The following is a 25,061-nucleotide window of genomic DNA, read 5'->3' as shown; positions in this document are numbered from 1 at the left end:
CTACCGTTCGTCGGATGCCATGGTCAGGGTGCGCGGCCAGCTAGAATGCCCACCCGCCTTCACGTCGCTGCTGGAACCGCCATGGCCAAGCTTGGAACTCCGTTGTCCCCCTCCGCCACCCGCGTGCTGCTGCTGGGCTCGGGCGAACTCGGCAAGGAGGTGGCCATCGAGCTGCAGCGGCTGGGCGTGGAAGTGATCGCCGCTGACCGCTACGCCGATGCCCCGGCCATGCAGGTCGCCCACCGCTCGCACGTGATCGACATGCTCGATGCGATGGCGCTGCGCGCCCTGATCGCCCAGGAGCAGCCACATCTGGTGGTGCCGGAGATCGAGGCCATCCATACCGAGACCCTGGTCCAGCTGGAGCAGGAGCAGGGCCTGCGGGTGATCCCGACTGCGCGCGCCGCACGCCTGACCATGGATCGCGAAGGCATCCGCCGCCTCGCCGCCGAAACCCTGGGCCTGCCGACCTCGCCCTACCGCTTCGTCGATACCGAGGCCGAATACCGCGCTGCCGTGGCTGCCATCGGCCTGCCGTGCGTGGTCAAGCCGGTGATGTCGTCCTCGGGCAAGGGCCAGAGCACCCTGCGCAGCGAAGCGGACATCGCTCCGGCCTGGGAGTACGCACAGACCGGTGGCCGTGCCGGTGCCGGCCGCTGCATCGTCGAAGGCTTCATCGATTTCGACTACGAGATCACCCTGTTGACCGTGCGCCATGCCGGCGGCACCTCATTCTGTGCGCCGATCGGCCACCTGCAGAAGGATGGCGATTACCGCGAAAGCTGGCAGCCGCAGCCGATGTCGAGCGCGGCACTGGCACGTGCCGAGGAGATCTCACGTGCGATCACCGACGACCTTGGCGGCTGGGGCCTGTTCGGCGTCGAGCTGTTCGTGAAGGGCGACGAAGTGTGGTTCAGCGAAGTGTCGCCGCGCCCGCACGACACCGGCCTGGTGACGCTGGTATCGCAGGAGTTGAGCGAGTTCGCGCTGCATGCGCGCGCCATCCTCGGCCTGCCGATCCCGGTGATCCGCCAGAGCGGCCCGTCGGCGTCGTGCGCGCTGTTGGCACACGGCGAGGGCGTGCCGTACTTCAACAACGTCGCCGCTGCATTGCAGGTGCCGGATACTGCCGTGCGCCTGTTCGGCAAGCCGAGCGTGCATGGCCACCGCCGCGTCGGTGTGACCCTGGCGCGCGCGGAAACCATCGACGAAGCACGCGCCATCGCGCGTGATGCCGCCGACGCCATCGGCGTCGAGCTGCGCCCCTGAAAAAGGAGCGACGACCAACGGTCGTCGCCTACCGAAACCCGGTGGGTACCGACCGTTGGTCGGTACGCTCAACGTGCAGTCGACTCTACCGCACGTCCACCCACACCAGGTGGTGGTCGCTGCCGTCGGCGATCTTCGCTTCCGGGCTTTCATTGGCCGGCCAGAAGATGCCGCTGCCCACGTACTCGAAACCGGTCGAGGGAAGCACGTAGTCCAAGCGCATCGTGCCGGATTTCGGGCCGAAATCGCCGGTGGCATGGAACGGTGCGCCCTTGCGCTCGATGCCCTTGGCCGCATAGGCCAGGCTGGTCTGCTCGCCACCGACGCTGCGCGGGGTGGGGTAGCGCAGCACGCGGGCGTTCTCGATCAGTTCGACGATCGCCTCATGGCGGCCATCACCATCGACCGGGTCGTTGTTGAGGTCGCCGAGGATCACGAAGCGCGCATCCTGCGCCAGGCCGCCGCAGTGGCCCTTGTCGTCGCACAGCCATGGCTTGTCACCCTTGGACAGGTATTCCTGCCACAGGCGCAGCTCGTCATGGTTGCGCGCCGCGTTGCGCTTTTCCGGGCCGTCGAACACCGGCGGGGTCGGGTGCGAGACCAGCGCGTGCACCACGCCGGCCGGGGTCTTCACCGGCACGTCCCAATGCGACTTCGACGACAGGCGCAGCTGCGACCACACATGGTCGTTGTAGAAGCTCTGGCCGGTACGTGGGTCGACCGGGCGGATCGAGCCGGGCATCGCGCTCCACTTCAGCAGCTGGAAGCTGCGCACCTTGGCTTCGTCGATCGGGTAGCGCGACAGCACCAGCATGCCGTACTGGCCCGGGTGCAGGCCGTAGCCCCAGGCATCGTTGCCGCGGCTGCGGCCTTCGCCGCCGACCACGCCGTTGTTGTCCAGATCCAGGCCGCTGGGCACACCGGTGTTGACCGGCGCCAGGTAGCGGTAGGCAAAGTGCAGCGGCTTGCCGCCGCCGGGCTGGGCGACTTCCAGGTAGCGCTTCTGGAACAGGTCGGCGGCGCGATGGGCATCGTCGAAATCGAATTCGTTCAGCAGTACCAGGTCCGGGCGCACCTGCTGCAGCACGGCGGCGATCTTGCGTGCGTGCTCGCTGTCGCCCTCCAGTTCCTTGATCAGGCCACCGGCATCATCGGAGTACAGCGAAGTGTTGTAGGTGGCCAGGCGCAGCGCAGTGGACGGCTTCTCAGTCATCGCGGGGGACGTGGCAAAGGCGGGGGCGGTGGCGCCGCAGAGCAGGGCCAGGGCGAGGATCAGGGGTTTGGCGTTCATCCCCCTATTCTGCACCCGGCCCGGTGTCAGCGGTTTGTCAGCGCCCGTCCAGTTCGTTGTCGAAATCGTGCCAGCGGCGGCCGTCGTAGGCCTCAAGGGGATGGAAGCGGCGCTTGTAGTCCATCTTCTGGTGCCCGCGGATCCAGTAGCCCAGGTACACGTGCGGCAACCCCTCGCGGCGCGCCCACTCGATCTGTTGGAGGATCGCGAAGGTACCCAGCCCGCGCGCGGCGTGGTCCGGGTCGAAGAACGTGTAGACCGCCGACAGGCCATGCTCGGTGACGTCGGTCACCGCCACCCCCAGCAACTGGCTGGGCTGGCCGTCGTGGCCGGGCAGGCGCATCTCCATGAAGCGGGTGTGCGACCAGCTGCCGATCAGGAACTGCTCGAACTCGTGCGGGCCATGGTCGTCCATGCCGCCATTGGCGTGGCGGTGGGTGAGGTAGCGGTGATACAGCGCGAACAGGTCGTCACGGGCGGTGGCGGCGGTGATCCGCACCTCCAGGTCGTCATTGCGGGCGGCACAGCGGCGCTGGCTGCGGTCCGGGGCGAAGCGGGCCACCGGGATGCGCACCGCCACGCAGGCCTGGCAGTGCGCGCAGTGCGGCCGGTAGACCAGATCACCGCTGCGGCGGAAGCCCCAGCTCAGTGCCAGCGGGTACAGGCCACCCAGCCGGCGATCGTGCGGATCCAGCACCAGGTCGCGCGCCACCCGGTCGGACCAGTACCCGCAGGGGTGCTCGCCGGTCTGGAAAAGCCGCAGTTCGTCGTCTCTATCGCCGTGTAGTGCCATGGGCACAGCATAGCCCCAGCCCGTCGCAGTGGCGGCGACTGTCCGGCGGATGAATGGAACCGGCCACGGCGTCAACCGATGTCGCGCCCGGGCGTTGTTGTCACTCGAGGGTGAAGTGATCACCCCGACGCAATTCCCATTCCCAGGAGTGACCCCATGATCCGTACCCCCCTGCTGCTGGCCCTGCTGCTCGGCACTTCCGCCTCCGGCATCGCGCTGGCGGCCGACACCCCGGCCACGTCGGCGCAGCGCCCGGCCAAGCTGGACACCAATGGCGACGGCGTGATCGACCGCAGCGAGGCGGCTGCCAACCCGCGCCTGGCCGCGAAGTTCGACGAGCTGGACAGGAACAAGGACGGCAAGCTCTCGCGCGATGAGATGCCGCGCTGGCAGCATGGCCGCCGTGGCCACGGCGGTGAGCGCTGGGCCAGGCTGGACCTCAACAAGGACGGCCGCATCAGCCGCGACGAGGCCAAGGCCGACCCGCGCCTGGCCGCGCGCTTCGACCAGCTCGACCTCAACAAGGACGGTTACCTGGACAAGGCTGACCGCGAGCTGCGCATGAAGCAGCATCGTGATGCCTGGTTTGCTGCCGCCGACACCAACAAGGATGGCCAGCTGAGCAAGGCCGAGTTCGACGCGGCCAAGGGCCCGATGCACGGTGGCCCGCGCCAAGGCGGTCCGCGCGACGGCGGTGCACCGAAGTCGCAGCGCTGATTCATCGCGCGCTGACCGACCACGACGCCGGCGTACTGCCGGCGTCGTGCGTTGAGGCCCTAGCGGCCGCTGGAATGGGCCATGGCATACAGCACGACGCCCAGCACCACGATGTTCATGGCGATGATCCCGGTACGCCCATACAGCGATTCATACACCCAGTTGGTGCCGGTGCGCCCACGCCGCGACGAATCGCGCGCGATCAGCGGCGCCATGATCTGCTGCAGCGGTCCCAGGCACTGGTAGTTCACCAGACCCATGCCGAGCACCAGCACCAGCAGATGCACCCACGTCGGGGTCTGCAGCAGTACCACCGCCAGCACTGCCAGGCAGCAGGCCATGGCTGTCCAGGTGTTCATGCGCACAAAGCGCCAGACCCGCGCGCGTTCGGCATCGGTCTTGGCATAGGACAGCAGGAATCGACCGCCCAGGTAGCTGCCGATCACGCCGCCGGCAACGCCACCAGCGAACGCGCCCCAAGTGCTTGCCGGAATCATGTGCAGGTAGCCCAGGGTGGCGGTGACCGAGCCCATGGCTGTACCCCCGGCCACGCTGGCCCCGCCCAGGCCCAGCTTGCTGCTGCCCACGCCGACGCCGGCGCTCAGCAGGATCGCGGCACTGGCGGTGCCGGGTGCGGCCACCAGCACCATCGACACCACGGCGGTGGCGAAGGCGGCGCTCGGCGCGCTGCTGCGCGCGAACTCACCGAAGCGCTGCAGCAGGCCGTCGCGCACCAGCGCGCGGGCGCGCGACAGGCGCTTGCGCACGGCGGCGTCGCTGAGCCCGAGCAGTTCGGCCACCTGCTGCGAGCGCTGGCCTTCGCGGTAGTACAGCAACAGGACTTCGCGGCTGTCGGCGGGCAGGGTGGAGATGATGTCCTCGGCGGCGATTTCTTCCTCCACCCGTTGCAGGCGATCGGCTGCGCCCGGGGACGGATCGGCGGCCATCCCCATCGCCACCTCGGCCGCCTCGCCGGTCAGTGGACGGCCACGCTGGGCGCGCAGCCAGTCGCGGGCCAGGTTGCGGGTGATCTGCCGCAGCCACGGCAGGAAGCTGGTCGCGCTGCGCAGCTGGTGCAGCTGCTGCCAGCCCTTCACAAAGGCCTCCTGGGCGATGTCCTCGCTGGCCTGGCGGTCCCGGGTGATGGCCAGCGCGATGGCGGTGACCGTGTTCTGGCAGGCCAGCACGATGCGGCCGTAGGCGTGCTGGCAACCGCTGGCGGCGGCGGGCAGTTCGCGTTCCAGGGTCTGGTCGATCGATGCGGTGAACGTCGTCATGGCGGCGGCTCTCCTGCGGGGATTGTGTCCCATGACGGAGCCGCGCGCGAAGTGTGACCAGCATCTGTGCGGTAGTGCCGGCCGCTGGCCGGCATCCTCATGACAAAAAGGGGACGGAGGGGATTAAGTCGTTTGTGCCACAAACGACTTAATCCCCTCCGTCCCCTTTTTCACCCGCGAGTCATTTCGAGGGCTGGATGCGGACCCGGACTGCTTCCTCTTCCGGCGCGGCCTGCGGGGCCGGTTGCGCCTGCTGCGGCTGGGCCTGCGGGGCGGGCACCGGGGCGCCGCGATGGCGCAGGCCGATCACCAGCGCCACGCCAGCGATCACCACCAGCAGCGCGATGCGGATGCGCCAGGCCCAGCTGCGGCCGCCGCTGCCCGGTTCCGGCGCGTCGCGGAAGGCGAATTCGGCGGTGGGGTGGTCGCGGCGGGTAGTGTCGAGCAGGCGCGCCTCGCGCAGGATTTCGCGCGCGCGTGGCTGGTCGTCGGCACGCACGATCCATACCGCCGGGTAGGCGTTGGCGTTGCCCAGGTCGGTATAACTGAACTGGCCGCGGCGACGGGTCTTGTACGAGCGCCCGTTGGTCACCTTGACGTCGATCCCATGCCCGCGCAGGAGCTCGGCCACGCCTTCGACGGTTTCCACGCGCTGGCTGCTGAAGATCTGGCGCATGGGTTACTCCTTGGCCGGCACGGCGGCGGCCGCAGCCTGGTCGGGAACCACGCGGATCAGGCCTTCCTGCGCAGTGCTGGCCACCAGCACGCCGTTGCGGGTGAAGAACTGGCCGCGGGCCAGGCCGCGCGAATCCTGCGCGCTGGGGCTGTCCAGCGAGTACAGCAGCCAGTCGTCGGCGCGGAACGGGCGGTGGAACCAGATTGCGTGGTCGAGCGAGGCCATCTGCACGTGCGGGTGGTAGTAGCTGATGCCGTGCGGGAAGGTCGCCGTGCCCAGCAGGTGGAAGTCGGAGGCATAGGCCAGCAGCGCCTGGTGCAGCTCCGGGGCATCGCCGACCGGCTCGCTCAGGCGCATCCACACCTGGTGGTAGGGCGGGCGCTTGGGCGGGTTCAACTCGTCGCGCGGGTAGACGTGGCGGAACTCGAACGGGCCGCCACGCGACAGCCAGCGCTGCACCTTGATCGGCAGCCGCTCCAGCACTTCGGCCGGCAGCGGCCGGTTCGGTTCGATGTCTTCCGGCTGCGGCACTTCAGGCATCTTGTGCTGGTGCTCGGCGCCGGTCTCGGCCTGCTGGAACGAGGCCGCGCAGAAGAAGATCACCTTGCCGTGCTGGATCGCGGTGACCCGTCGCACCGAGAAGCTGCCGCCGTCGCGGGTGCGGTCCACGTCGTAGACGATCGGGTGGTCGATGTTGCCGGCGCGCAGGAAGTAGGCGTGCAGCGAGTGCACGTGGCGGCCGTTGTCGACCGTGGCCTGCGCCGCAGCCAGGGCCTGGCCCAGCACCTGCCCACCGAACACGTACTTGGTGCCGATGTCGCGGCTCTGCCCGCGGAACAGGTTGTCCTCCAGCCGCTCCAGCGTGAGCAGGTCGATCAGCTCGGAGACGACGGGTTCGGGCGTGTCGTTCAAGGGGGCGGCCACAGCAGTGAAAGAGGGCCTGATTATACCGGTCAGGGGTCAGATCCCTTTCGCCCGGCGAAAGGGATCTGACCCTGGGCGGGGCAACCGCTACTTGCCCAGGCGCGCCGCCAGGGCCTGCAGGGCGTTCTGTGCGTCCGGGGCGAACCAGGCCTCGACGAAACGGTCCAGCTGGATCAGGTCCGGGTGCAGCGCTTCGTGCAGGTCGGCGCGAGCGATGGCGCGGGTCAGCAGCATCGGCTGCCGAGGCTGCTTGAGCAGGTTCTGCAGCCAGGCCACGGCGCGGGCCACCACCAGGTCACCCTCAGCCAGCTCGTCGACCAGGCCGATCTGCAGCGCCTGTTCGGCCGGCACCAGCGAGCCGGTGGTCAGCAGCACGCCGGCGCGGTGCACGCCCACCGCACGGCGCAGCAGGCGCTGGATGCCCTCCGGCGCGATCAGGCCCACCTGCACCTCGTTCAGGCCGATGGCATACGGCCGCGACGGATCGGCGCTGCGCGCCATTACCCGGTAGTCGCAGCACAGGGCCAGCACGCAGCCGCCGGCCGGCGCGTGGCCGGTGATCGCTGCGACCACCGGGATGCGGCTCTCGGCCAGTGTGCGCACGGCGCCAAAGAAAGCGTTCCAGGTGTCCAGCAGCTTGTGCTTGTCATCGCCATGCGAGAGCAGGTGCGGCACGTCCATTCCACCGGTGAAGATGCGCTCGCTGCCCGACAGCACGATGCCGTGCGCGTCTTCGGCCATGGCCAGTTCGATGGCATGGATCAACTGCCGGCACAGATCGGTGTCCAGTGCATTGACCGGCGGCCGCGCCAGGCGCAGTTCGCGGATGGGGCCGTGGTTGATCACCTCGATGAGCGTCGTCATGCTGCGGTCTCGTTGCGAAGAAGGAACCTGGGCGATGATAACCAAACCATTCGTTGGCGTACTGTGGGTGCTGTGTGCGGCCGCAGCATCGGCTTCGGCTGCGGAATCACGCTGCGTCACGGTGGAGCAGGGCTGGGCGCGGTTGCCACCGAATCTGGCGATGCCGATGACTGCCGGCTATGGCGTGATACACAACGGCTGCAGCAGGGCGGTGGTGATCACCGGTGCGACCAGCAGTAGTTTCGGCGACGTGTCGCTGCACGAGACCACGATCGTCGATGGCGTCAGCCGGATGCGCGCGATCGAGCGCCTGCCGCTGGCAGCCGGCGCGCGTGCCGAACTCAAGCCTGGTGGCCTGCACCTGATGCTGATGCAGGGGCGGGGCGCGCTGAAGGAAGGCCAGGCGCTGCCGCTGCAGTTGCAGCTGGAAGGTGGTGGTGAAGCGAGCGCGACGTTGACGGTGCGCAAGGCTGCGCCGTAACGCGTCGCCCGTTCCGCCGGGTATGGCCCGGCGCTACCGGTGATGATCCGGCGGTCATGCCTGGGTAGCGCCGGGCCATGCCCGGCGGGATGCTACGACCAGTCGTACGAGAACAGCACCGTGCGGCTCACCGGCTCATACAGCATCACGATCGCGTCGGCGCCGGTGGCGCACCAGTTGTAGCCGGCGACTTCGGCGACGGCGAAGAACTTGTGGCCATCGCGGCGGATGATCGCCAGTTCGGCATCATCTGGAGCATGCCGGTCGTTGGCGGCGTCGGTGAATTCCAGGGTGAAGGCGGCAGGAATATCGGCCGTTTCGATCCAGTTGCCACAGGAAATCTGTCCCCCCAGCGTATCCAGATAAGCGCGCTCGCTGGCCTCACCCTTGCCGTAGCGCGAGTAGCAGGCGAGGCGGCCATGCATGGCGTGGTAGTCGCGGGCCTTGGCGTAGCTGTCGCGCATCTGCGCAATGTGTTCCTGCGCGTCCTTGTCCTGTACTGCATCGCCGATGAAATAGCCCTCGTTGCCGAGGAAGCGCATCTGGTTGCCGGCGGTCAGCTCGAAGGAGATCCAGTTGGTGGCGGTGAAATCGTTGTGGTGTTCTTCGGTGGTTTCGCCGATGCAGCCGTCGTACGGCTCGATCGGGCACAGCATCGTCGCCACCTGGCCGGCCAGTTCCGGGCGCAGCACACCGAGGTCGATCTTCAGCAGCGGCAGCAGGTGCTGGCCGAGCCAGGCCTGGTCGGCGGGGAAGACGTCGGTGGGGAAGGGGACCATGCCGGGCAGCAGGTCGCTCAGTTCAGTCTGGTGGATCATGTCAGTCCTTTGAATTGGATCGGTAGTGCCGGCCGCTGGCCGGCATGCGCGAAGCGTCTGGAGGTTGCCGGCCAGCGGCCGGCACTACCTTCAGGTGGAAGCGTTGCGGATCGCCTCAGGCAGCGGCGCGCTCTTGCCGGTCTGGGTATCCATCCAGACCACCACCACGTTGCCATCCGAGTACAGCTTCGACGCGTCCTGCTGGTCGACGATGCGGTGGCCGATGGTCACGCTGCTGTTGCCCAGGCGCTCGACGAACAATTCGACCACGATGTCGTTGGGCCACACGATCGGCAGCCGGTAATTGACGTTGGTCGCGGCCACGACCGGGGCGATGCGGTCGGTCATCGACACGCCGTCCACGCCCAGCATCCAGCGCACGCGCGCTTCTTCCAGGTAGGAAATGTACTTGGCGTTGTTGACGTGGCCCATGCTGTCCATGTCACGCCAGCGCACGCTGATCGGGATGCGGGCCAGGATCTTGTGTTCGCTGCTCATCAGGCGTCCTTCTTCTTCGACGTGCTCTTGCTGGCCTTGCCGGTGCTCTTGGCGGCCACGGCCTTCTTCGCCACCTTGGCCGGCTTCTCGGGCTTCATCTTGCGCGGGGGGCGGGCGTCGGGCTTGTTGGCCACGGCGGCCGGCTGCTCGGGGCGCGCGCTGGTGGAGGGCAGCATGCGGGCCAGGAACTGGCCGGTGTACGACTGCGGGCAGGCCGCCACGTCTTCCGGCGTGCCGGTGACCAGGATGGTGCCGCCGCGGTGGCCACCCTCCGGACCCAGATCGACGATCCAGTCGGCGGTCTTGATCACGTCCAGGTTGTGCTCGATCACCACCACCGTGTTGCCTTCGTCGCGCAGCTTGTGCAGCACGCCCAGCAGCGCTTCGATGTCGTGGAAGTGCAGGCCGGTGGTCGGCTCGTCGAGGATGTACAGGGTGCGGCCGGTATCGCGGCGCGACAGCTCCTTGGACAGCTTCACGCGCTGCGCTTCACCACCGGACAGCGTGGTCGCGCTCTGGCCCAGCTTGATGTAGCTCAGGCCGACGTCGACCAGTGTTTCCAGCTTGCGTGCGATCGACGGCACCGGCTCGAACAGCTTCAGCGCATCCTCGACGGTCATTTCCAGCACGTCGTTGATGTTGAAACCCTTGTACAGGATCTCCAGCGTCTCGCGGTTGTAGCGCTTGCCATGGCAGACATCGCACGGCACGTACACGTCCGGCAGGAAGTGCATCTCGACCTTGATCAGGCCATCGCCCTGGCAGGCCTCGCAGCGGCCACCACGCACGTTGAAGCTGAAGCGGCCCGGCGAGTAGCCGCGTGCACGCGCTTCGGGCACCTGTGCGAACAGTTCGCGCAGGGGAGTGAACAGGCCGGTGTAGGTGGCCGGGTTCGAACGTGGGGTGCGGCCGATCGGCGACTGGTCGATGTCCACCACCTTGTCGAACAGGTCCAGACCATCGATCTCCTTGTACGGGGCGATCGGGTGCGAGGAACCGTTGATCTCGTTGGCGGCCAGCGAGAACAGGGTGTCGTTGATCAGGGTCGACTTGCCGGAGCCGGACACGCCGGTCACGCATGTCAGCAGGCCCGACGGAATCGCCAGGTCCACGCCCTTGAGGTTGTTGCCGCTGGCCCCGCGCAGGTGCAGGGTCATCTTCGGGTTCGGCTTGTGCCGGCGCGCCGGGATCTCGATCGCGCGCTTGCCCGACAGGTACTGGCCGGTCAGCGAGCGCGGTGCCTCCAGGATGTCCTGCAGGGTGCCCTGGCCGACGATCTCGCCGCCATGCACGCCTGCGCCCGGGCCGATGTCCAGAACGTAGTCGGCCAGGCGGATCGCGTCCTCGTCATGCTCGACCACGATCACCGTGTTGCCGAGGTCGCGCAGGCGGGTGAGGGTGCCCAGCAGGCGTTCGTTGTCGCGCTGGTGCAGGCCGATCGACGGTTCGTCGAGCACGTACATCACGCCGACCAGGCCGGCACCGATCTGGCTGGCCAGGCGGATGCGCTGCGCCTCGCCACCGGACAGGGTGTCGGCCTTGCGCTCCAGGGTCAGGTAATCCAGGCCCACGTCGACCAGGAAGCCGAGGCGTTCGCCGATTTCCTTGACGATCTTCGCCGCGATCTCGCCACGCCAGCCCGGCAGGCTCAGCTCGCTGAAGAACTTCAGCGCCTCGTCGATCGGAAGCACCACCAGCTCCGGCAGCGGGCGGTCGGCCACGAACACATTGCGTGCAGCCTTGTTCAGGCGCGCGCCATGGCATTCCGGGCAGGGTTGTTCGCTGATGTACTTGGACAGCTCTTCGCGCACCGCCGGCGATTCGGTTTCCTTGTAGCGGCGCTCGAGGTTGGGAATGATGCCCTCGAAGCGATGCTTGCGCTGGGTGCGGCCACCGGCTTCGGTGAAGTAGGTGAAGGTGATCGCTTCATCGCCGCTGCCGTACAGCACGGCCTGCTGCACCTTGTCCGGCAGCGAGTTCCAGGCCGCGTCGACATCGAACCGGTAGTGCTTGGCCAGCGAAGCGATCAGCTGGAAGTAGTAGGCGTTGCGGCGATCCCAGCCGCGCACCGCGCCGGCGGCCAGCGACAGCTCGGGGTGCACCACAACGCGCGAGGGATCGAAGAACTCGGCCATGCCCAGGCCATCGCAGCCGGGGCAGGCGCCCATCGGTGCGTTGAACGAGAACAGGCGCGGCTCCAGTTCCGGCAGCGAGTAATCGCAGACCGGGCAGGAGTATTTGGAGGAGAACAGGGTCGGCGCGGTTTCCGTGTTGTCCAGGCTCTGCACCGAGGCCATGCCATCGCCCAGCTTCAGCGCGGTCTCGAAGCTCTCGGCCAGGCGCTGCTTGATGTCCTCGCGCGGGCGGAAGCGGTCGATCACCGCCTCGATGGTGTGCTTCTGGCGCAGCGCCAGCGGCGGCACCGCGTCGATCTCATGCAGCTCGCCGTCCACGCGCACGCGCACGAAGCCCTGTGCGCGCAGCTGGTCGAACACCTGGGCATGCTCGCCCTTGCGGTCGCGGATGACCGGCGCCAGCAGCATGTAGCGCTGTTCCGGGTCCAGGGTCAGCACTTGGTCGACCATCTGGCTGACCGTCTGCGCTTCCAGCGGGTAGCCGTGGTCTGGGCAGCGCGGGGTGCCTACGCGGGCGTACAGCAGGCGCAGGTAGTCGTAGATCTCGGTGATCGTGCCGACCGTCGAACGCGGGTTGTGCGAGGTCGACTTCTGCTCGATCGAGATCGCCGGAGACAGGCCCTCGATGTGGTCCAGGTCCGGTTTTTCCATCACGCTCAGGAACTGGCGCGCATAGGCCGACAACGACTCGACATAGCGGCGCTGGCCTTCTGCATAGATGGTGTCGAACGCCAGCGAGGACTTGCCCGAGCCGGACAGGCCGGTGATCACGATCAGCTTGTCGCGGGGCAGGTCGAGGTCGAGGTTCTTCAGGTTGTGCGTCCGCGCGCCGCGGATGCGGATGAAATCCATCGCCATGGGGGATCCGGTTGTGGGGGCGTTGGCTGGGTGCCGGGCCAGCAGGGAACGGCAATCGGTCAGCCTACCGAGGTGACCAGATGGGGGCAATGGGCGACAATGCCAGCCCGGTGTCTCACCTTGTGAGACAGGCCGACAGGCAGGGGTCAGATCCCTTTTCACGGGGTGAAAAGGGATCTGACCCCGTTCCGACGCCGCCCCCTGCGGCGTTCAGGGGTTGACTTGACCCGCGCCCGACGATCTGCGTACAATCCCGCTCCTGTCCGCCCTCGATGGCGGCAGCTCAGACCACAATAACTACAGAGGAAGGCCTGGTCATGTACGCAGTACTGGTCACCGGCGGTAAGCAATACCGCGTGGCGCAGGGCGAAAAGCTCCGCATTGAAAAGCTCGAAGTCGAAGTCGGCAGCGAGATCAAGTTTGACAACATCCTGATGCTGGGTGACAGCGACGGCGTGAAGCTGGGCGATGCGCTGAAGGGCGCTGCCGTCACCGCCAAGGTCCTGTCCCAGGGTCGTGCTGACAAGGTCCGGATCATCAAGTTCCGTCGCCGCAAGCACCACATGAAGCGTCAGGGTCACCGTCAGTACTACACCGAAATCGAGATCACCGGCATCGCCGGCTAAGCATCAGGAGAAGCAGTCATGGCACATAAAAAGGGCGTAGGCTCCTCGCGCAACGGTCGCGACTCCAACCCGAAGTACCTGGGCGTCAAGATCTTCGGCGGCCAGGCCATCGAAGCCGGCAACATCATCGTGCGTCAGCGCGGCACCCAGTTCCACCCGGGTTCGGGCGTTGGCCTGGGCCGTGACCACACCCTGTTTGCCCTCGTGGACGGCAAGGTGGAGTTCTCGGTCAAGGGCGCCAAGAAGCGTCGCACCGTCAGCATCGTCTCGGCCGACGCCTGATCCAGGCATCGCCGGCACCCGTGCCCCGGCATGGGAGTGCTGCATGAAGAGCCCCGCTTCGGCGGGGCTTTTCGTTAGAGTTGAAGCAAGACCGGCTGGGCCGGGTTGCCGGCCCGCGGCCGGCATGACATTCAAGGCGGCGGCCAGCAGGCCGCGCCCATCGCAGGCATCGAAACAATGAAACTGGTAGACGAAGCAGAAATCGAAGTGTTCGCCGGCAACGGCGGCAACGGCTGCATTGGCTTCCGTCGCGAGAAGTTCATTCCGCTCGGCGGCCCGGACGGCGGCGACGGCGGTGCGGGCGGCAGCGTGTACATCCGCGCCGACGAAAACCTGAACACCCTGGTCGACTTCCGCCATGACCGCATCTTCAAGGCGCAGCGCGGCGAGAACGGCATGGGCCGCCAGGCCTATGGCAAGGGTGGCGAAGACCTGACCATCACCGTGCCGGTCGGCACCGTGATCATCAACGTTGCCACCGATGAGATCATCGGCGACCTGACCCGGCACGGCGATCGCCTGCTGGTGGCCAAGGGCGGTCGTGGCGGCCTGGGCAACATGCACTTCAAGAGCTCGACCAACCGCTCGCCGCGCCAGGCGTTGCCGGGCGAGCCGGGCGAGGAGCGCACGCTGAAGCTGGAGCTGAAGCTGCTGGCCGATGTCGGCCTGCTGGGCTTCCCCAACGCCGGCAAGAGCACCCTGATCCGCGCCGTTTCGGCGGCGACGCCGAAGGTGGCTGATTACCCGTTCACCACGCTGTACCCGAACCTGGGCGTGGTGAAGGTGGAGAACCACCGCAGCTTCGTGATCGCCGACATTCCGGGCCTGATCGAAGGTGCTGCGGACGGCGCCGGCCTGGGTGCGCAGTTCCTGCGCCACCTGCAGCGCACCCGCCTGCTGCTGCACCTGGTGGACATCTCGCCGATGGAAGGCGGCGTGGAGGGCATTTCGCCGGTGGAGCAGGTGCGTGCGATCGAGCGCGAGCTGGGGAAGCACGATCCGGAACTGCTGAAAAAGCCGCGCTGGCTGGTGCTGAACAAGGCTGACCTGATGTTCGAAGACGAGGCGCAGGCCGCGGCCGAGCAGATCGTCGCCGAGCTGGGCTGGAAGGAGCCGTGGTTCCTGGTCTCCGCACTGGGTCGCGAAGGCACCTTCCCGATCATGAGCCGGATCATGGCCTTCTTCGATCACCAGAAGGAAGAAGAGCAGGAAGCCCGCGACGCGCAATGATGGCGTTGTGGTTCCATGCGGAAAACCCGGCTTCGGCCGGGTTTTTTGTTGCCGGGGTCAGATCCCTTTTCCGCTGGAAAAGGGATCTGACCCCGGACGTGTCAAAAGTCCCGGATCGCGGGCAACAAAAAACCCGGCCGGGGCCGGGCTTTTGTCTGCAGCCCAACCCCGAAGGGCAGGGCGGCAACGCCGGATCAGGCGGCCTTGAGGGCCTTGATGCGGTCGTTCAGGCGGCTCTTGTGGCGAGCAGCCTTGTTCTTGTGGATCAGGCCACGCGCGCTGAAGCGATCCAGGATCGGCTGGGCAACGGCGAAGGCGGCTTCGGCGCCGGCGGCATCGTTGGCGTCCAGCGCCTTGATCACTTTCTTGACAGCGGTGCGCAGCATCGAGCGCTGAGCCACGTTGCGCGCGTTGCGCACGACGGTCTGCTTGGCGCGCTTCTTGGCGGACTTGATATTGGCCACGGTGGTGGTTTCCTGAAAAAATCGGTGTTATGGGAACAGCAAGCTAGCTAGTATGATGGCGTAAGAAATGCACGTCAAGTCGATTGTCAAGAGGGACGCTGAGTGAGTTCACCCAAGTTGTTGCGGGGCCTGCTGTCGTTCAGCAGCATGACCATGGTCTCGCGCGTTCTCGGACTTGTCCGGGACTTCGTGGTGACCACCACGTTCGGCACCAACGCCATCACTGATGCTTTCTGGGTCGCCTTCAGGGTACCCAATTTCCTGCGGCGTTTGTTCGCCGAGGGCTCGTTTGCCACCGCTTTCGTGCCGGTGTTCACGGAAGTGAAGGAAACCCGCAGCCACGCCGAACTGCGCGAACTGATGGCGCGCACCGCCGGCACCCTGGGCGGGGTGCTGATGCTGGTCACCGCACTGGCGCTGATCTTCGCGCCGCAGCTGGCCTCGGTCTTCTCCAGTGGCGTTGATACCGACCCGGTCAAGCAGGGCCTGCTGGTCGACCTGTTCCGCCTGACCTTCCCGTTCCTGCTGTTCGTCTCGCTGACCGCACTGGCCGGTGGTGCGCTGAACAGCTTCCAGCGCTTTGCCATGCCGGCGCTGACCCCGGTCATTCTCAACCTGTGCATGATCGCCGGCGCGCTGTGGCTGGCACCGCGGCTGGGCGGCACGCCGGAAAAGCAGATCCTGGCGCTGGGCTGGGCGGTGCTGGCCGCCGGCATCCTGCAGTTGCTGTTCCAGCTGCCCTCGCTGAAGGGCATCAACCTGCTGACCCTGCCGCGCTGGGGCTGGCGCCACCCGGGTGTGCGCAAGGTCATGACGCTGATGGTGCCGACCCTGTTTGGTTCCTCGGTGGCGCAGATCAACCTGCTGCTGGATACGGTGATCGCGGCCAAGCTGACCGACGGCTCGCAGTCGTGGCTGTCGCTGGCTGACCGCTTCCTGGAGCTGCCGCTGGGCGTGTTCGGCGTGGCGCTGGGCACGGTGATCCTGCCGGCGCTGGCCCGCCACCATGTCAGCACCGACCGCGAGGGCTTCTCGCGCTCGCTGGACTGGGGCCTGCGCATGACCCTGCTGATCTCGGTGCCGGCCATGCTGGGCCTGCTGCTGCTGGCCGAGCCGCTGATCGCGACCATCTTCCAGCACGGCCAGTTCAGCGCCTTCGACACCCGCATGACCGCGCTGTCGGTGTATGGCCTGAGCTTCGGCCTGCCGGCATTCGCCCTGCTGAAGGTGGTGCTGCCGGCCTTCTACGCCCGCCAGGACACCAAGACCCCGGTGCGCGCCGGCGTGGCGGCGCTGGTGGCCAACATGGTGTTCAACTTCGCCCTGCTGGCCGTGCTGTACCAGGTGATGGTGCCCGACGCGCTGAAGGCGCAGGGCGTGATGGCGGCCATCGGCAAGCAGCCGGGCCTGCACCTGGCACTGGGCATCGCCAGCGCGCTGTCCAGTTACCTGAACCTGGGCCTGCTCTGGTACTGGCTGGGCAAGACCGATGTCTACCAGCGCCGGCCGGGTTGGGGCGGCTATCTGCTGCGCCTGGTGCTGGCCTGTGCGGCCATGGTTGGCGTGCTGTTGGCCCTGCTGCACTGGCTGCCGGGTTTCTCCGCGATGCGTGTGTGGGAGCGGATCGGTGCCTTGGCGTTGCTGGTCGGCGGCGGCGGCGCGACCTATGCGGTGGCCATGCTGGCGATGGGCTTCCGCCCGCGCGACCTGCGCGGGCATTGATCGCGGCCCGTGGCGGCTATACTTCAGGGTTACACCATTGAAGCGGCGGCCCCGGTCGGGCCGGAACGAGAGTTGATGAGCAGGCTGTTCAGAAGCGTCGAGGGCGGGGAGCTGTTCCCCAACGGAAGCGTGGTCTGTATCGGTGCATTCGACGGCCTCCACCTGGGCCATCGTGCGCTGGTCCGCCACGCGGTCGCCCGCGCGCGCGCCTTGGGCGTGGCCGCAGTGGCCGTGGCATTCGAGCCGCTGCCGCGTGAATTCTTCGCCCAGGGCACGCCGCCGCCGCGGCTGACCCTGGCGCGCAGCAAGGTCGAGATCCTGCGCGAGCTCGGTGTCGATGCGGTCGGCCTGCTGCGCTTCGACGCGGCGATGGCGGCGATGCCGGCCGAGACCTTCGTGCGCCGGTTGCTGGTGCACCGGCTGGGCGCCCGCGAAGTCTGGATCGGGCCGGAGTTCTGCTTCGGCAACCGCCGCCGCGGTGATCTGGCACTGCTGCAGGAGATGGGCGCCGAACTGGGCTTCAGCGCCGGCGAGATTGAAGCGGTGGACCTGCATGGCGAGCGCATCTCCAGCACCCGCATCCGCCAGCTGCTGCAGGGGGGCGATTTCGCCCGCGCCAACGACCTGCTCGGTCGCCCGTATGCGATCAGCGGGCGCGTGGTGCGCGGTCGCCAGCTTGGCCGTACGCTGGGCTTCCCCACCGCCAACCTGCGCTTCCCGAAGACCCCGGCGCTGTCGGGCATCTACGCGACCTGGGTGCACGGCGTGTTCGACCAGCCGTGGCCGTCGGTGTCCAGCTTCGGCACTCGGCCGACGGTGGAGGGCGTGGAGCCGCTGCTGGAAGCCCACCTGTTCGATTTCCAGGGCGACCTGTACGGGCGCCACATCGACGTGGAGTTTGTCGCCAAGCTGCGCGACGAAGAGAAATTCAATGATCTGGCGGCACTGACCGACCAGATGCACCGCGACGCCGAACAGGCGCGCGCCCTCCTTTCCGAACATAGATTGCGAGCCACTGCGTGAGCCAGGACTACAAGACCACCCTGAACCTGCCAGCCACCGAATTCCCGATGCGCGGCGACCTGCCCAAGCGCGAGCCGGGCATTCTGGCGCAGTGGGAAGCGCAGGGGCTCTACCAGCAGCTGCGTGACAACGCCGCCGGCCGCCCGCTGTTCGTGCTGCACGACGGCCCGCCCTACGCCAACGGCCGCATCCACCTGGGCCATGCGGTCAACAAGATCCTGAAGGACATCATCGTCAAGTCGCGCTACCTGGCCGGCTTCGATGCGCCCTATGTGCCGGGCTGGGACTGCCATGGCCTGCCGATCGAGATCGCGGTCGAGAAGAAGTGGGGCAAGGTCGGCACCAAGCTCGATGCGGTTGAATTCCGGCAGAAGTGCCGCGAGTTCGCCGAAGAGCAGATCAACATCCAGCGCGTGGACTTCAAGCGCCTGGGCGTGACCGGCGATTGGGACAACCCGTACAAGACCCTGAGTTTCGACTTCGAAGCCAATGAGATCCGTGCGCTGGCCAAGGTCGTCGCCAACGGTCACCTGGTGCGTGGTGCCAAGCCGGTGTACTGGTGCTTCGACTGTGGCTCGGCACTGGCCGAGGCGGAGATCGAGTACCAGGAAAAGGAATCGCCGGCGATCGACGTGGCCTACGCCGCGCGCGATGCCCAGGCCATCGGCAAGGCGTTCGGTGTGAGCGTGCCGGCCGACGTCGAAGTGGCCGTGCCGATCTGGACCACCACCCCGTGGACGCTGCCGGCCTCGCTGGCGGTGTCGCTGGGCGCGGAAATCAAGTATGTGCTGGCCGAAGGCCCGGCCCACAACGGCAAGCGCCGTTGGCTGGTGCTGGCCGCCGCGCTGGCCGAGCGCTCGCTGCAGCGCTACGGCGTCGAGAGCGTCGTGCTGCACGGTGAAACCACCGGTGCGGCGCTGGAGAACCAGCTGCTGGCGCATCCGTTCTATCCGGAGCGCGACATCCCGCTGCTCAATGGCGACCACGTCTCCGACGAGGACGGTACCGGTGCGGTGCACACCGCCCCTGGTCACGGCCAGGAAGACTTCGTGGTCAGCCAGAAGTACGGCCTGCTGGACAAGTACAACGCCGGGCAGGTGACCCCGATCGACGGCCGTGGCGTGTACCTGGAATCGACCCCGCCGGCCGGTGAGGTGGTGCTGGCCGGCCAGCACCTGTGGAAGGCGCAGGAGGCCATCGTCGGCGTGCTGCGCGACAACGGTGCGCTGCTGGCCTTCCACCCGATCCGCCACAGCTATCCGCACTGCTGGCGCCACAAGACACCAGTGGTGTTCCGCGCCACTCCGCAGTGGTTCATCTCGATGGACAAGGCCAACCTGCGCAGCGATGCGCTGGCTGCGATCGACACTGTCGGCTGGTTCCCGACCTGGGGCAAGGCGCGCATCCAGAGCATGGTCGACGGTCGCCCGGACTGGACCATCTCGCGCCAGCGCACCTGGGGCGTACCGATCGCACTGTTCACCCATCGCCAGACCGGCGAGATCCACCCGCGCTCGGTGGAGCTGATGCAGCAGGTCGCCGACCGCGTCGAAGCCGAGGGCATCGATGTGTGGTACTCGCTGGACGCCGCCGAACTGCTCGGAGCCGAAGCGGCCGACTACGAGAAAGTCACCGACATCCTCGACGTCTGGTTCGATTCGGGCGTGACCCATGAAGGCGTGCTCGCCGCGCGTGGCTTCGGCAAGCCGGCCGACCTGTACCTGGAAGGCTCCGACCAGCACCGCGGCTGGTTCCAGTCCTCGCTGCTGACCGGCGTGGCGATCGACAAGCGCGCGCCGTACAAGCAGTGCCTCACCCACGGCTTCACCGTGGATGAGCACGGCCGCAAGATGTCCAAGTCGCTGGGCAACGGCATCGAGCCGCAGGACATCATGAACAAGCTGGGCGCGGACATCCTGCGCCTGTGGATCGCCTCGGCCGACTACAGCAACGAGATGTCGCTGTCGCAGGAAATCCTGAAGCGCAATGCTGACGCCTACCGCCGCCTGCGCAACACCGCACGCTTCCTGCTCGGCAACCTGGACGGTTTCGATCCGGCCCGGCACCTGCAACCGCTCGGGCAGATGGTCGCGCTGGACCGCTGGATCGTGCATCGCGCCTGGGAGCTGCAGGAGAAGATCAAGACGGCCTACGACGGCTACAACATGGCCGAGATCGTGCAGCTGCTGCTGAACTTCTGCAGCGTGGATCTGGGCTCGCTGTACCTGGACGTGACCAAGGACCGCCTGTACACCATGCCGACCGATTCGCACGGTCGCCGTTCGGCACAGAGCGCGATGTACCACATCGCCGAAGCGTTCACCCGCTGGGTGGCGCCGATCCTGACCTTCACCGCCGACGAGCTGTGGGGCTACCTGCCGGGCAAACGTGCCGGCCATGTGCTGTTCACCACCTGGTACGACGGCCTGGCGCCGCTGCCGGCCGGTGCCCAGCTCAACGCCGCCGATTTCGACCAGCTGCTGGCTGTGCGCGAGCAGGTGGCCAAGGTGCTCGAGCCGATGCGTGCAAACGGCGCGATCGGTGCCGCGCTGGAAGCGGAAATCACCATCGCCGCCAGCGAAGAGCAGGCCGCGAAGTGGCAGCCGCTGGCCGATGAACTGCGCTTCCTGTTCATCAGCGGCGACGTGCAGGTGCGGCCGGCGACCACCGACGAGGTGTTCGTCAGCGCCCAGCCGACCACCAAGACCAAGTGCGTGCGCTGCTGGCACCATCGCGCCGATGTCGGCAGCAACGCCGACCATCCGGAACTGTGCGGCCGCTGCGTGAGCAACATCACCGGTGCCGGTGAAGTGCGGAGCTGGTTCTGATGGCCGCGTCCCGTCCGCATCCGAACGCCCTGGTCTGGCTGCTGCTGTCGGCCGCCATCATCGGCCTGGACCAGTGGTCCAAGGCCTGGGTGCTGTCGAGCCTGCCGGAGTTCCAGCCGGTGGTGGTCATCGACGGCTTCTGGAACTGGTACCGCACCTACAACACCGGTGCGGCGTTCAGTTTCCTGAGTGACGCCGGTGGTTGGCAGAAGTACTTCTTCACCGCGCTGGCGATCGCCATCAGCGGCCTGATGGCCTGGTGGCTGCGCGGCACCGCCCGTGGCAACTGGAAGGCCGCGGTGCCGTATGCGCTGATCATCGGCGGTGCCATCGGCAACGTGATCGACCGCCAGGTGCACGGCCATGTGGTCGATTTCATCCAGTGGTACGTGGGCAGCTATACCTGGCCCTCGTTCAACATCGCCGATTCGGCCATCGTGGTGGGTGCCATCGGCATCGCCCTGTTTGGCCTGTTCGACGGCAAGTCCGCCAAAAAGGCGGATAATGCCAATCCGAAACCGTAAGCCGGCCGCTGCCGGGAGATTGAACTGATGGATGTGCTGCTCGCCAACCCGCGTGGTTTCTGTGCCGGTGTCGATCGTGCGATCGAGATCGTCAAGCGCGCGATCGAAACGCTGGGCGCGCCCATCTACGTCCGCCATGAAGTGGTGCACAACCGCTTCGTGGTCGACGACCTGAAGCAGCGCGGCGCGATCTTCGTCGAAGAGCTCGACGAGGTTCCGGACAACAACACGGTGATCTTCAGCGCGCATGGCGTCTCCCAGGCCGTGCGCCAGGAAGCCGAGCGCCGTGGCCTGAAGGTGTTCGATGCCACCTGCCCGCTGGTGACCAAGGTCCACTTCGAAGTCGCCCGCCACTGCCGTGCCGGCCGTGACGTGGTGCTGATCGGCCATGCCGGTCACCCGGAAGTGGAAGGCACCATGGGCCAGTGGAACCGCGAAGCCGGTACCGGCCAGATCTACCTGGTCGAGGATGTCGAGCAGGTTGCCACGCTGCACATCAACCAGCCGGACAACTTCGCCTACACCACCCAGACGACGCTGTCGGTGGACGATACGCGCGGCATCATCGATGCGCTGCGCGAGCGTTTCCCGGCGATGCAGGGCCCGAAGAACGACGACATCTGCTACGCCACGCAGAACCGCCAGGACGCCGTGCGCGACCTGGCCAAGCGCTGCGACCTGGTGCTGGTGGTCGGTTCGCCGAACAGCTCCAACTCGAACCGTCTGAGCGAACTGGCCCGCCGTGAAGGTGTGGAGTCGTACCTGATCGACGGTGCGCACGAGATCGACCCGGCGTGGGTGGTGGGCAAGCAGCACATCGGCGTGACCGCTGGCGCCTCGGCGCCGCAGGTACTGGTCGATGGCGTGCTGGCGCGCCTGGCCGAGCTGGGTGCAACCGGCGTGGGCGAGCTGGAAGGCGAACCGGAATCGATGGTGTTCGCGCTGCCGAAGGAACTGCGTCTGCGCCTGGTCGACTGACCGGGAAGCGCCTCATCCACGCATGGCGTGGATCTACTGAAACTGCTCTGGTGGGTGCGAACCTTGGTTCGCACGCTTTTTGTCATGCGCGGATGGCCGGCCCGCCCATGACCTTTGGCCATGGGGCAGGGCACTTTACAGGCCTAGCATCGGAGGATTCTCCGCTGTTGGATGCTGCCCGATGAAGACCCGTGCCTTGGCGATGTCGTTGCTGTTCGCGCTGGCAACCACGCCCGCGCTCGCTCAGATTTCGCCGCCTGCCGACGCCGCGGCTCCCGGCCTGCTGCGCATCGATGTGGATGCGCGCGATCTCGCTCGCCGCATCTTCAAGGTGACCGCCACCGTACCGGTCAAACCCGGTCCGATGACCCTGCTGTACCCGCAGTGGATTCCCGGCAACCATTCGCCCACCGGCCCGATCGACAAGCTGGCCGGCCTGCGCGTGACCGCCAACGGCAAGCCGTTGGCCTGGCAGCGCGACCAGTACAACGTCTATGCGTTCAAGGTAGACGTGCCCGAGGGCGTCAGCGAGATCGTCGCCCACTTCGACTTCCTGTCCTCGCAGGGCGGCAGCCAAGGCCGGGTGGTGATGACCCCGGAGATGCTCAACCTGCAGTGGAATGCCAACTCGCTGTATCCGGCCGGCGTCGATACACGCGACCTGCAGGCGCAGGCCAGCGTGATCCTACCCAAGGGCTGGTCGTTTGCCACTGCGCTGGAAACCGCGCGCCGCGACGGCGATACCGTGGTGTTCAAGCCGATCTCCTATGACCACCTGGTCGATTCGCCGTTGTTTGCCGGCGAGCACTACCAGCGCATCGATCTCGATCCGGGCGCGAAGGTGCCGGTGCACCTCAATGTGTTTGCCGACGAGGCCAAGTCGCTGAAGCCGAGCGAGGCACAGATCACCCTGCACCGCGCACTGGTGCGGCAGGCCGACAAGCTCTACGGTGCGCGCCACTACAACCACTATGAATTCCTGCTGGCGTTGACCGACCGTCTTGGTGGCATCGGCCTGGAGCATCACCGTTCCAGCGAGAACAGTGCCGACCCGGGTTACTTCACCGAGTGGGACGACAACGCCTGGATGCGCGATCTGCTACCGCACGAGTACACCCATTCCTGGAACGGCAAGTACCGGCGTGGCGCTGACCTGGCAACCGCCAACTTCAACACGCCGATGGGCGACAGCCTGCTGTGGGTCTACGAAGGTCAGACCCAGTTCTGGGGACAGGTGCTGGCGGCACGCTCGGGGCTGTGGTCGACGGCGCAGGCGCGCGACATGCTGGCCAATGTGGCCGCGACCTATGATCGCGGCCGCCCGGGCCTGGCCTGGCGCCCGTTGCAGGACACCACCAACGACCCGACCATCGCCCAGCGCCGGACGTTGCCGTACCGCAACTACCAGATGAGCGAAGACTATTACTCCGGTGGCCAGATGCTGTGGCTGGAAGTGGAGGGCAAGCTGCGCGAACTGAGCGGCAACCGCCGCAGCCTGGATGACTTCGCGCGCGCCTTCTTCGGGGTTGGCAACGGTGACTGGGACGTCAACCCCTACACCTTCGACGACGTGGTGGCGACCTTGAACGGCATCGTGCCGTACGACTGGGCGACGTTCCTGCGCGGGCGCCTGGACGGCCACGGTTCGTTGACCGGGGGGCTGGAACTGGCGGGCTGGAAGCTGGTCTACCGCGATACTCCGAACGACGCCTACAAGGCGCAGGAAAAGCGTGCCAAGGCCGCACTGCTGGCCTATTCGCTGGGCGCGACCGTGCTCGACAGCGGCGTGGTCGGCGACGTGATCTGGGACAGCCCGGCGTTCAACGCCGGTCTTGCACCCGGCATGAAGGTGATTGCGGTTGGCGGGCGCGAGTACAGCAGCCAGCGCTTGAAGGATGCGGTGGCGACGGCGGCCAAGGACAAGGCGCCGATCGTCCTGCTGGTGAAGCAGTTCGACCGCATCGAGACGATGAACATCGACTACCACGGTGGCCTGCAGTATCCGGTGCTGGAGCGTATCGCCGGCAAGCCTGACCGCCTGGCGGACCTGTGGAAGGCGCGATGAAACCGCGCGCCCGCGATGGCGTGATCCTGTTGATGGCGATCCTCGCCATCGTCGGCGCGTTCTTTCACGGTGACGGGCGCTGGCTGCATTGGCTGGCGAAGCCGGCGACCACGCTGCTGATCGCTGCCATCGCCTGGCGGGTGCGTGATCCTGCGCAGCCGTCCTACCGGCGCGCGGTGCTGGCCGGCATGCTGTTGTCGTGCCTGGGTGACATCGCGCTGATGTTGCCGATGGACGCGTTCGTACCGGGGCTGGTGGCGTTCCTGCTGGCGCACCTCTGCTACATCGTCGCCTTCCGTGAGGGCCTGCGTGCCGGGCGTGGCCTGCTCGCCGCCAGCATCCTGCTCGGTGCGTTCGCTGTACTCAATGTGCTTGGGCTGTGGCCGCACCTGCCTGCACCGATGCGTATGCCGGTGCTGGCGTACGTGGTGGTGCTGGCCTCGATGGCGATGTTGGCCTTGGCACGGCAATGGCGCAGCCCGCAGCCTGCCGTGGAAGCCCGAAGTGCGCCCTGGGCTGCCGTCGGTGCGCTGCTGTTCGTGGCCAGCGATTCGCTGCTGGCCTGGGACCGCTTCGCCGGCGGCCTGCCACTGGCCAGCCTGCTGGTGCTGTCCACCTATTACGGCGCGCAGTACGCCATCGCCCGTTCGGTGAAATAGAAAAAGGGGACGGAGGGGATTAAGTCGCAGACCGCACCAAGGCACATGCGACTTAATCC

Annotated in this window: 23 protein-coding genes; 13 read left to right on the top strand and 10 right to left on the bottom strand. The window is 67.0% G+C overall.

The features are described 5' to 3' along the window. The first annotated feature begins 81 nt into the window (after window positions 1-81). Entirely contained in the window at window positions 82-1,269 is a 1,188-nt protein-coding gene (gene purT, locus AC5P7S_RS06240; protein ID WP_049404703.1) for a formate-dependent phosphoribosylglycinamide formyltransferase, read from the top strand. Window positions 1,270-1,354: 85 nt separating this feature from the next. Here purT and AC5P7S_RS06235 read toward each other — a convergent pair whose 3' ends face one another. Further along, window positions 1,355-2,560: an endonuclease/exonuclease/phosphatase family protein gene (locus tag AC5P7S_RS06235; RefSeq protein WP_095377763.1), complete on the bottom strand. Its 1,206-nt coding sequence runs from the start codon at window positions 2,558-2,560 to the stop codon at window positions 1,355-1,357. Between the two features lie 37 nt (window positions 2,561-2,597). Then, window positions 2,598-3,353, bottom strand: a complete 756-nt coding sequence (locus AC5P7S_RS06230) for an arginyltransferase (RefSeq protein WP_053500802.1) — start codon at window positions 3,351-3,353, stop codon at window positions 2,598-2,600. Between the two features lie 156 nt (window positions 3,354-3,509). On the opposite strand from AC5P7S_RS06230, the gene AC5P7S_RS06225 reads away from it, so the two are divergent. After that, a complete protein-coding gene (locus AC5P7S_RS06225; protein WP_065185993.1) occupies window positions 3,510-4,070 on the top strand; it encodes an EF-hand domain-containing protein in 561 nt (186 codons plus the stop codon). 59 nt (window positions 4,071-4,129) lie between these two features. Here AC5P7S_RS06225 and AC5P7S_RS06220 read toward each other — a convergent pair whose 3' ends face one another. The 4 genes from AC5P7S_RS06220 to AC5P7S_RS06205 form a co-directional block, all read right to left on the bottom strand. Further along, a complete protein-coding gene (locus AC5P7S_RS06220; RefSeq protein ID WP_095377764.1) occupies window positions 4,130-5,347 on the bottom strand; it encodes an RNA polymerase sigma factor in 1,218 nt (405 codons plus the stop codon). A 181-nt stretch (window positions 5,348-5,528) separates the two neighbouring features. Further along, entirely contained in the window at window positions 5,529-6,023 is a 495-nt protein-coding gene (locus AC5P7S_RS06215; RefSeq protein WP_095377765.1) for a pathogenicity-like protein, read from the bottom strand. A gap of 3 nt (window positions 6,024-6,026) precedes the next feature. Continuing rightward, window positions 6,027-6,947, bottom strand: a complete 921-nt coding sequence (tesB, locus tag AC5P7S_RS06210; protein ID WP_409461101.1) for an acyl-CoA thioesterase II — start codon at window positions 6,945-6,947, stop codon at window positions 6,027-6,029. Window positions 6,948-7,034: 87 nt separating this feature from the next. Further along, a complete protein-coding gene (locus tag AC5P7S_RS06205; protein ID WP_005415699.1) occupies window positions 7,035-7,811 on the bottom strand; it encodes an enoyl-CoA hydratase/isomerase family protein in 777 nt (258 codons plus the stop codon). A gap of 34 nt (window positions 7,812-7,845) precedes the next feature. Here AC5P7S_RS06205 and AC5P7S_RS06200 point away from each other — a divergent pair, with 34 nt between their 5' ends. After that, the gene (locus tag AC5P7S_RS06200; RefSeq protein ID WP_095377767.1) at window positions 7,846-8,292 is read left to right on the top strand and encodes a copper chaperone PCu(A)C; all 447 of its coding nucleotides are present in this window, start codon (window positions 7,846-7,848) and stop codon (window positions 8,290-8,292) included. Window positions 8,293-8,384: 92 nt separating this feature from the next. Here AC5P7S_RS06200 and AC5P7S_RS06195 read toward each other — a convergent pair whose 3' ends face one another. The 3 genes from AC5P7S_RS06195 to uvrA all read right to left on the bottom strand — a co-directional run bounded on the left by AC5P7S_RS06195 (window position 8,385) and on the right by uvrA (window position 12,601). Next, on the bottom strand, window positions 8,385-9,110 hold the full coding sequence (locus tag AC5P7S_RS06195) for a hypothetical protein (RefSeq protein WP_005415701.1): 726 nt from the start codon (window positions 9,108-9,110) through the stop codon (window positions 8,385-8,387). Window positions 9,111-9,200: 90 nt separating this feature from the next. Next, entirely contained in the window at window positions 9,201-9,608 is a 408-nt protein-coding gene (locus tag AC5P7S_RS06190) for an acyl-CoA thioesterase (RefSeq protein ID WP_065178106.1), read from the bottom strand. After that, a complete protein-coding gene (uvrA, locus tag AC5P7S_RS06185; RefSeq protein ID WP_095377768.1) occupies window positions 9,608-12,601 on the bottom strand; it encodes an excinuclease ABC subunit UvrA in 2,994 nt (997 codons plus the stop codon). Before uvrA ends, AC5P7S_RS06190 begins: the two co-directional genes overlap by 1 nt. 317 nt (window positions 12,602-12,918) lie before the next feature. Here uvrA and rplU point away from each other — a divergent pair, with 317 nt between their 5' ends. The 3 genes from rplU to cgtA all read left to right on the top strand — a co-directional run bounded on the left by rplU (window position 12,919) and on the right by cgtA (window position 14,739). Beyond that, window positions 12,919-13,227 (top strand): 50S ribosomal protein L21, encoded by a 309-nt coding sequence (gene rplU / locus AC5P7S_RS06180; RefSeq protein WP_005408557.1) that lies wholly within the window; start codon window positions 12,919-12,921, stop codon window positions 13,225-13,227. 18 nt (window positions 13,228-13,245) lie between these two features. Further along, on the top strand, window positions 13,246-13,509 hold the full coding sequence (rpmA, locus tag AC5P7S_RS06175; protein ID WP_005415704.1) for a 50S ribosomal protein L27: 264 nt from the start codon (window positions 13,246-13,248) through the stop codon (window positions 13,507-13,509). Window positions 13,510-13,686: 177 nt separating this feature from the next. Beyond that, window positions 13,687-14,739: an Obg family GTPase CgtA gene (cgtA, locus tag AC5P7S_RS06170; protein WP_095377814.1), complete on the top strand. Its 1,053-nt coding sequence runs from the start codon at window positions 13,687-13,689 to the stop codon at window positions 14,737-14,739. Between the two features lie 194 nt (window positions 14,740-14,933). On the opposite strand, the gene rpsT is transcribed toward cgtA, so the two are convergent. Continuing rightward, window positions 14,934-15,203: a 30S ribosomal protein S20 gene (rpsT, locus tag AC5P7S_RS06165; RefSeq protein ID WP_005408560.1), complete on the bottom strand. Its 270-nt coding sequence runs from the start codon at window positions 15,201-15,203 to the stop codon at window positions 14,934-14,936. A 117-nt stretch (window positions 15,204-15,320) separates the two neighbouring features. Here rpsT and murJ point away from each other — a divergent pair, with 117 nt between their 5' ends. The 7 genes from murJ to AC5P7S_RS06130 all read left to right on the top strand — a co-directional run bounded on the left by murJ (window position 15,321) and on the right by AC5P7S_RS06130 (window position 25,002). Then, window positions 15,321-16,925, top strand: coding sequence for a murein biosynthesis integral membrane protein MurJ (gene murJ, locus AC5P7S_RS06160; protein WP_095377769.1), 1,605 nt, complete (start codon window positions 15,321-15,323; stop codon window positions 16,923-16,925). A 75-nt stretch (window positions 16,926-17,000) separates the two neighbouring features. Then, window positions 17,001-17,948 (top strand): bifunctional riboflavin kinase/FAD synthetase, encoded by a 948-nt coding sequence (locus AC5P7S_RS06155; protein ID WP_005415707.1) that lies wholly within the window; start codon window positions 17,001-17,003, stop codon window positions 17,946-17,948. Next, a complete protein-coding gene (ileS, locus tag AC5P7S_RS06150; protein WP_495213611.1) occupies window positions 17,945-20,776 on the top strand; it encodes an isoleucine--tRNA ligase in 2,832 nt (943 codons plus the stop codon). Before AC5P7S_RS06155 ends, ileS begins: the two co-directional genes overlap by 4 nt. Continuing rightward, a complete protein-coding gene (lspA, locus tag AC5P7S_RS06145; protein WP_005415709.1) occupies window positions 20,776-21,300 on the top strand; it encodes a signal peptidase II in 525 nt (174 codons plus the stop codon). Before ileS ends, lspA begins: the two co-directional genes overlap by 1 nt. Window positions 21,301-21,327: 27 nt before the next feature. Continuing rightward, window positions 21,328-22,278, top strand: coding sequence for a 4-hydroxy-3-methylbut-2-enyl diphosphate reductase (gene ispH / locus AC5P7S_RS06140; RefSeq protein ID WP_005415710.1), 951 nt, complete (start codon window positions 21,328-21,330; stop codon window positions 22,276-22,278). A gap of 181 nt (window positions 22,279-22,459) precedes the next feature. Then, window positions 22,460-24,343: a M61 family metallopeptidase gene (locus tag AC5P7S_RS06135; RefSeq protein ID WP_095377771.1), complete on the top strand. Its 1,884-nt coding sequence runs from the start codon at window positions 22,460-22,462 to the stop codon at window positions 24,341-24,343. Next, complete coding sequence (locus AC5P7S_RS06130; protein WP_005415712.1) at window positions 24,340-25,002, top strand: lysoplasmalogenase; 663 nt, start codon at window positions 24,340-24,342, stop codon at window positions 25,000-25,002. Before AC5P7S_RS06135 ends, AC5P7S_RS06130 begins: the two co-directional genes overlap by 4 nt. Window positions 25,003-25,061: the final 59 nt, after the last annotated feature.

This window comes from Stenotrophomonas sp. YJH_SMC_32 (genome assembly GCF_059369975.1).
This window is presented reverse-complemented; position numbering and strand designations above follow the sequence as displayed.

Coding starts and splice junctions, on each gene's coding strand:
- AC5P7S_RS06235 (WP_095377763.1), bottom strand. CDS start 2,560: ATGAACGCCAAACCCCTGATCCTCGCCCTGGCCCTGCTCTGCGGCGCC.
- AC5P7S_RS06215 (WP_095377765.1), bottom strand. CDS start 6,023: ATGCGCCAGATCTTCAGCAGCCAGCGCGTGGAAACCGTCGAAGGCGTG.
- AC5P7S_RS06135 (WP_095377771.1), top strand. CDS start 22,460: ATGAAGACCCGTGCCTTGGCGATGTCGTTGCTGTTCGCGCTGGCAACC.
- purT (WP_049404703.1), top strand. CDS start 82: ATGGCCAAGCTTGGAACTCCGTTGTCCCCCTCCGCCACCCGCGTGCTG.
- rpmA (WP_005415704.1), top strand. CDS start 13,246: ATGGCACATAAAAAGGGCGTAGGCTCCTCGCGCAACGGTCGCGACTCC.
- rplU (WP_005408557.1), top strand. CDS start 12,919: ATGTACGCAGTACTGGTCACCGGCGGTAAGCAATACCGCGTGGCGCAG.
- AC5P7S_RS06190 (WP_065178106.1), bottom strand. CDS start 9,608: ATGAGCAGCGAACACAAGATCCTGGCCCGCATCCCGATCAGCGTGCGC.
- AC5P7S_RS06195 (WP_005415701.1), bottom strand. CDS start 9,110: ATGATCCACCAGACTGAACTGAGCGACCTGCTGCCCGGCATGGTCCCC.
- AC5P7S_RS06130 (WP_005415712.1), top strand. CDS start 24,340: ATGAAACCGCGCGCCCGCGATGGCGTGATCCTGTTGATGGCGATCCTC.
- uvrA (WP_095377768.1), bottom strand. CDS start 12,601: ATGGCGATGGATTTCATCCGCATCCGCGGCGCGCGGACGCACAACCTG.
- AC5P7S_RS06225 (WP_065185993.1), top strand. CDS start 3,510: ATGATCCGTACCCCCCTGCTGCTGGCCCTGCTGCTCGGCACTTCCGCC.
- cgtA (WP_095377814.1), top strand. CDS start 13,687: ATGAAACTGGTAGACGAAGCAGAAATCGAAGTGTTCGCCGGCAACGGC.
- AC5P7S_RS06155 (WP_005415707.1), top strand. CDS start 17,001: ATGAGCAGGCTGTTCAGAAGCGTCGAGGGCGGGGAGCTGTTCCCCAAC.
- ispH (WP_005415710.1), top strand. CDS start 21,328: ATGGATGTGCTGCTCGCCAACCCGCGTGGTTTCTGTGCCGGTGTCGAT.
- AC5P7S_RS06220 (WP_095377764.1), bottom strand. CDS start 5,347: ATGACGACGTTCACCGCATCGATCGACCAGACCCTGGAACGCGAACTG.
- AC5P7S_RS06200 (WP_095377767.1), top strand. CDS start 7,846: ATGATAACCAAACCATTCGTTGGCGTACTGTGGGTGCTGTGTGCGGCC.
- AC5P7S_RS06205 (WP_005415699.1), bottom strand. CDS start 7,811: ATGACGACGCTCATCGAGGTGATCAACCACGGCCCCATCCGCGAACTG.
- AC5P7S_RS06230 (WP_053500802.1), bottom strand. CDS start 3,353: ATGGCACTACACGGCGATAGAGACGACGAACTGCGGCTTTTCCAGACC.
- lspA (WP_005415709.1), top strand. CDS start 20,776: ATGGCCGCGTCCCGTCCGCATCCGAACGCCCTGGTCTGGCTGCTGCTG.